General features: G+C 60.1%; 3 protein-coding genes. All 3 read right to left on the bottom strand.

The window, feature by feature from the left end; translation table 11 throughout:
- Nucleotides 1-564, bottom strand: a 564-nt coding sequence (locus tag Q0F21_RS07240) for a sulfatase-like hydrolase/transferase (RefSeq protein ID WP_297238693.1), incomplete at its 3' end; no start/stop codon positions are given.
- A 34-nt stretch (nt 565-598) separates the two neighbouring features.
- Nucleotides 599-1,507, bottom strand: coding sequence for an isopentenyl transferase family protein (locus tag Q0F21_RS07235; protein ID WP_297238691.1), 909 nt, complete (start codon nt 1,505-1,507; stop codon nt 599-601).
- 9 nt (nt 1,508-1,516) lie between these two features.
- Nucleotides 1,517-2,437 carry a nucleotidyltransferase gene (locus tag Q0F21_RS07230; protein WP_297238695.1) on the bottom strand — a complete coding sequence of 307 codons (921 nt, stop codon included), beginning with the start codon at nt 2,435-2,437 and terminating at the stop codon, nt 1,517-1,519.
- Between the last annotated feature and the right edge of the window lie 10 nt (nt 2,438-2,447).

Raw genomic sequence — 2,447 nt, 5'->3', positions numbered from 1 at the left:
TCGGAGCAGGTCGAGGCTCTTGTCCGTGATCAAGTCGGTGACGTACCCCTTCTCCTTTACCGTATCATTGGGAGCGGTGATGAAGGCGGGATTGTAGTAGTCGCCCTGACCCGGCAGGATCTCCCAGTGGTCGAAGCCCTGTGGAAGGGAGTGGAGGTGCCACTTGCCGATGATGGCGGTCTGGTATCCTGCCGCCTGGAGCAGCTTGGGGAAGGTCTGCTGGTCGCCGTCAAATACACTGTGCTCGTTATTGGTGAAGCCGTTCTTATGCGAGTGCTTTCCAGTCAGGAGGCAGGCGCGGGAGGGTCCGGAGATGGAATTGACGACAAAAGCGTTGTCAAATCTCACTCCGTCCTCCTCGGCAAGCCGGTCGAGATTGGGCGTCTCGATCTCGCCACCATAGGCGGAGATCATCTGGGAGGTATGGTCATCGCTCTCGATGATCAGGATATTGTACCGAGTCGGGACCTCGTCCTTAGCCTTGGGGGCGCAGTCGGTAGGTAGTACGATGCCCGCGATGGCACCCAGCCCTGCTGCCGCCCGATAGGCGCTATTCTTCTTCATAAGTGGTTGTAATTGACGTTGAAAAACCGAGTGTCTATCTGCTGCGGAAGTCTCTCAGGATTAGGTCGGCGGTCTCGGCGGGGGTGTCGGCGGGCTGTATGGGGGTAATGGTAAGTCCTCGCCGCTCCATGCCGCGGATCCAGGTCATCTGACGCTTGGCAAACTGATGTATCGCCACCTCCAGGCGCTCTCGCATCTCCTCATAGGTGAGCTTACCGGTGACGTAGTCCGTCACGTAGCGGTACTCCAGCCCGTAGTAGGTGAGTTGCTCAGGGCGAAGGTGCTGCAGCAGCCCCTCCACCTCCTCCACCATCCCTCCGAGGAGTCTTCGGTCAAGTCGCTCGCTGATCCGCCTGCGCCTGGTCTCCCGAGAGATGTCGAGACAGTAGATCGGTCCCTCCAATGGGAGACGATCCAGATACCGCTCGCCATGGTCGCGGAAGTAGAGTGCCACCTCTATCGCCCGCTCCATCCGTCGCCTATTCTCCGGATCCCTCACCTCCTCCAGCGCACCCAGCTGCTCCGCTCTCTCGCGAAGCGCATCGAGACTAAGCTGTCCCAGCTCCTCTCTCAGCTGCTCGTCCCGAGGGACATCCGGCAGGTGGTACCCCCGGACCGCCGCCTCGACGTAGAGCCCCGAGCCACCGCAGAGGATCCTCGGTGTCTCCACAGGCAGCGACTGCCATACTTGGTCAAAGTCCTCTAAGTACTGGAAGAGACTGTAGTGGTCACCCGCCTCGGCAATGTCGATGAGGTAGTAGGGCACCGGCTCCCCATCCACTACATAATCCTCCAGATCCTTCCCCGTCCCGAGATCCATCCCCCGGTAGACCTGCCGCGAGTCACCGCTCAGCACCACCCCGCCCATCCTGTGGGCAAGGTGCGCCGCCACGGGGGTCTTCCCAGATGCGGTCGGACCGATGATCGTCAGCAGCTGAGGCACTCAGAGGGCTTACTTGCGGAGCGAGGAGAGCAGGCTGTCGGGATAGATCCCCTCCTCGTGGAGGCGGGCAAATTTCCTCACCACCTCGGGACGATCCTCGGCATAGGTGACACCAAACCAGCGCGCCGGCGTATCCAGCACCTTGCAGGTCGCCTTGCCTAGGTGTACCAGGTCGTTCACCACAGTGGGGATGTAAAACTCAGCCTTCGGTTTCTCCAGATTCTCATCGAGGAACTTCCGGAAAGCCTCCCGACTGTGAGCGAAGTAGTCGGGCGTGAAGCCCCACATATTCATCGACACCGGAGTATTCTCCTCCAGCACCACCTTCTCACCATTCTCATCAGCAAAGGAGATCTTCCCCTCCTCATCGCGTCCGATGCTGGTCCGCTCCACTACCTCGGTGAGGTAGCCGCGGTCGTCGGTGACGCAGACACCGCGGGAGACGGTACCGCTCTCGCTGAGGGTATTGCCACAGCGGTAGCCCACCATGGCATACTCGCCCTCCTTCCCCTCGACGCTGCGGAGGAAGTCGGCAAGTGCCTCGAAGCTCTCGCGCCCATAGAAGTCGTCCGCATTGATCACCGCAAAGGGCTCTCTGATCACCTCCTCGCCCATCATGACGGCGTGATTGGTACCCCAGGGCTTCGTCCGCTCCTCGGGGACCTTGTAGGAGTAGGGGATCTTGTCCACGCTCTGGAAGACCAGCTCCACCGGGATCAGTCGGTCGTACTTGGAGACGATCTTCTCTCTGAAGGCCTCCTCGAAGTCCCTTCGGATCACGAAGACCACCTTGCCAAATCCTGCCCGGATGGCATCGTAGATGGAGTAGTCCATGATGGTCTCGCCGTGAGGGCCGAGACCGTCGATCTGCTTAAGGCCGCCATAGCGGGATCCCATGCCGGCGGCAAGTACAAATAGTGTCGGTTTCATCAGTATATAT

The organism is uncultured Porphyromonas sp., assembly GCF_934359325.1.
Lineage (GTDB): Bacteria > Bacteroidota > Bacteroidia > Bacteroidales > Porphyromonadaceae > Porphyromonas_A.
Note: the sequence above shows the minus strand (reverse complement) of the source record. Positions and strands in the feature narration are given on the sequence as shown.

What these genes read in the sequence shown, in the direction of transcription:
- Q0F21_RS07230 (WP_297238695.1), bottom strand. Translation starts at nt 2,437, where the DNA reads ATGAAACCGACACTATTTGTACTTGCCGCCGGCATGGGATCCCGCTAT.